The organism is Mesorhizobium sp. M1E.F.Ca.ET.041.01.1.1, assembly GCF_003997355.1.
Lineage (GTDB): Bacteria > Pseudomonadota > Alphaproteobacteria > Rhizobiales > Rhizobiaceae > Mesorhizobium.
In genome coordinates, this window is the sequence record NZ_RZSL01000701.1 from 1 (window position 1) to 2,729 (window position 2,729).

Consider the following 2,729-nt stretch of genomic DNA (forward strand, 5'->3'; position numbering starts at 1 on the left):
GTTCGAGCACCCGCGCCCGCGCTTGACGGTCGCCGAGACCCTGGTGCAGCTTCAGCACCTCGACGATCTGCTGCTCGATCGTGTGCAGCGGGTTGAGCGAGGTCATCGGCTCCTGGAAGATCATGGTGATCTTGTTGCCGCGCACGCCGCGCAAGGTCTTTTCGTTGGCGCCGAGCAGATCGGCGCCGTGAAACAGGATCTTTCCCGAAGGATGGCTGGCCGCGGGGTAGGGCAGCAGCTTCAGCACCGACAGCGCCGAGACCGATTTGCCGGACCCGGATTCGCCGACCAGCGCCAGCGTCTCGCCCTTGGCGATGTCGAAGGAGATGTGGTCGACGGCCATCGATTGCGTGCCGCCTTGCGCGAAGGCGACGCTCAGATCGCGGACGGAAAGCAACGACTCGCTCATTTGAACGTCTTGCGCGGATCGAAGGCATCGCGCGTCGCCTCGCCGATGAAGACCAGCAGCGACAGCATCAGCGAAATGACGATGAAGCCGGAGATGCCGAGCCAGGGCGCGTTGAGATTGCGCTGCGCCTGCTTCAGCAACTCGCCGAGCGAGGCCGAGCCGGGCGGCAGACCGAAGCCGAGATAGTCGAGCGAGGTCAGCGTCGAGATCGAGCCTGAGAGCAGGAAGGGCAGGAAGGTCAGCGTCGCCACCATGGCGTTGGGCAGGAGGTGGCGGAACATGATGGTGAGATTGGGCACGCCGAGCGCCCGCGCCGCGTTGACATATTCGAAGTTGCGCGCGCGCAGGAATTCGGCGCGCACCACGCCGACCAGCGCCACCCAGGAGAACAACAGCATCAGGCCGAGCAGGATGAAGAAACCGGGCGGCAGGATGGCGGAGACGATGAGCAGGAGATAAAGCACCGGGATCGCCGACCAGATCTCGATGAAGCGCTGGAACAAAAGGTCCGTCCAGCCGCCGAAATAGCCTTGTACCGCGCCGGCTCCGACGCCGATCAGCGAGGAGCCGAGCGTCAGGATCAGCCCGAACAGCACGGAGATGCGGAAGCCGTAAAGCACGCGCGCCAGCACGTCGCGCGCCTGGTCGTCGGTGCCCAGCCAGTTCCAGTTGCCGACGGCGCAGTTGGGGTCGGCCTCGCCTTGCGGATACTGGCTGCAGCGCGCCTTCCTGTCATAGAGCCAGGACGGCTTGGCCGGCGCCGCTTCGGGAATGGCGTTGTTGACCGTCTGATAGGAGTAGCGCACCGGCGGCCAGATCATCCAGCCATTGGCATTGATCTCGTCCTGGATGACCGGATCGCGATAATCGGTGACGGCATAGAAGCCGCCGAACTTCTCTTCCGGATAGGCGACCAGCACCGGAAACAGGATCTCGCCCTTGTAGGAGGCGACGATCGGCTTGTCGTTGGCGATCAGTTCGGAAAACAGCGACAGCACGAAGAGGAGAAGAAAGATCCACAGCGACCAGTAGCCGCGCCGGTTCGCCTTGAAGTTCTGCAGCCGCCGCTGGTTGAGCGGCGACAGTCGCGGCCGGGCTGCGCGGGCCGGCTTGGTTTCGGCCGAGGCTGCCGTCATCAGATGTCTCTCCGCTCGAAATCGATGCGCGGATCGACCCAGGTATAGATCAGGTCCGACAACAGGCCGACGAACAGGCCGAGCAGCGAGAAGATGTAGAGATTGGCAAAGACCACCGGATAGTCGCGGTCGATCACCGACTTGAAGCCGAGCAGGCCGAGCCCGTCGAGCGAGAAGATGTTCTCGATCAGCAGCGAGCCGGTGAAGAAGGCCGAGATGAAGGCGCCGGGAAAGCCGGCGATGACGATCAGCATCGCGTTGCGGAAGACATGGCCGTAGAGCACCTTGCGCTCCGAAAGGCCCTTGGCCCTCGCCGTCACCACATATTGCTTGCGGATTTCTTCAAGGAAGGAGTTCTTGGTCAAAAGCGTCGTCGTGGCGAAAGCCGACAGCACAAGTGCGGTGAGCGGCAGCGTCATGTGCCAGAAATAGTCGATGATCTTGTCCGGCCAGGACAACTGGTCCCAATTGTCTGAAACGATGCCGCGCAGCGGGAACCAGTCCCAGAACGAGCCGCCGGCAAACAGCACCATCAAAAGGATGCCGAACAGGAAGCCGGGGATGGCGTAGCCGACAATGACGATGCCGCTCGTCCAGACATCGAATGTCGAGCCGTCCTGCACCGCCTTGCGGATGCCGAGCGGGATCGAGATCAGGTAGGACAGAAGCGTGATCCACAGCCCGATCGAGATCGACACCGGCATCTTTTCCAGGATCAGGTCGAGCACGGAGATGTCGCGGAAATAGCTGTCGCCGAAATCGAAGCGGGCATAGTTCCACAGCATCATGCCGAAGCGCTCGAGCGGCGGCTTGTCGAAGCCGAACTGCTTTTCGAGCTTCTTGATGAATTCCGGGTCCAGCCCTTGAGCGCCGCGATATTTCGAGCTGACATCGCCGGCGACATCGAGATTGGTGGCGCCGGCATCGCCTCCGCCGCCGCCGAGGCGATCGGTGCCGCCCTGATTGGTCAGCCTGGCGATGACCTGCTCGACCGGACCGCCCGGAGCGAACTGGATGACGGCGAAGGAGATCGCCATGATGCCGAACAGCGTCGGGATCATCAGAAGAATGCGGCGCAGGATATAGGCGCCCATCAGCTTTTACCCTCCCCCTTGCGGGGGTCCGAAGGACGGGCGAGACACGTGGCTCGCCCCGGCAAGTCGATCCGCGAAGCGGAGCGGGGT

The 2,729-nt window shown here is 62.9% G+C and carries 3 protein-coding genes; all 3 read right to left on the bottom strand.

Features of this window, described 5'->3' with window-relative positions:
• On the bottom strand, nucleotides 1–409 hold a 409-nt coding region (locus EOA38_RS32815), incomplete at its 3' end, for an ATP-binding cassette domain-containing protein (RefSeq protein ID WP_127301185.1).
• Nucleotides 406–1,545: an ABC transporter permease gene (locus tag EOA38_RS32820; protein WP_127301186.1), complete on the bottom strand. Its 1,140-nt coding sequence runs from the start codon at nucleotides 1,543–1,545 to the stop codon at nucleotides 406–408. The genes EOA38_RS32815 and EOA38_RS32820, both read right to left, overlap by 4 nt.
• Nucleotides 1,545–2,639 carry a microcin C ABC transporter permease YejB gene (locus EOA38_RS32825; RefSeq protein ID WP_127301187.1) on the bottom strand — a complete coding sequence of 365 codons (1,095 nt, stop codon included), beginning with the start codon at nucleotides 2,637–2,639 and terminating at the stop codon, nucleotides 1,545–1,547. The genes EOA38_RS32820 and EOA38_RS32825 overlap by 1 nt, the downstream gene beginning before the upstream one ends.
• Nucleotides 2,640–2,729: the final 90 nt, after the last annotated feature.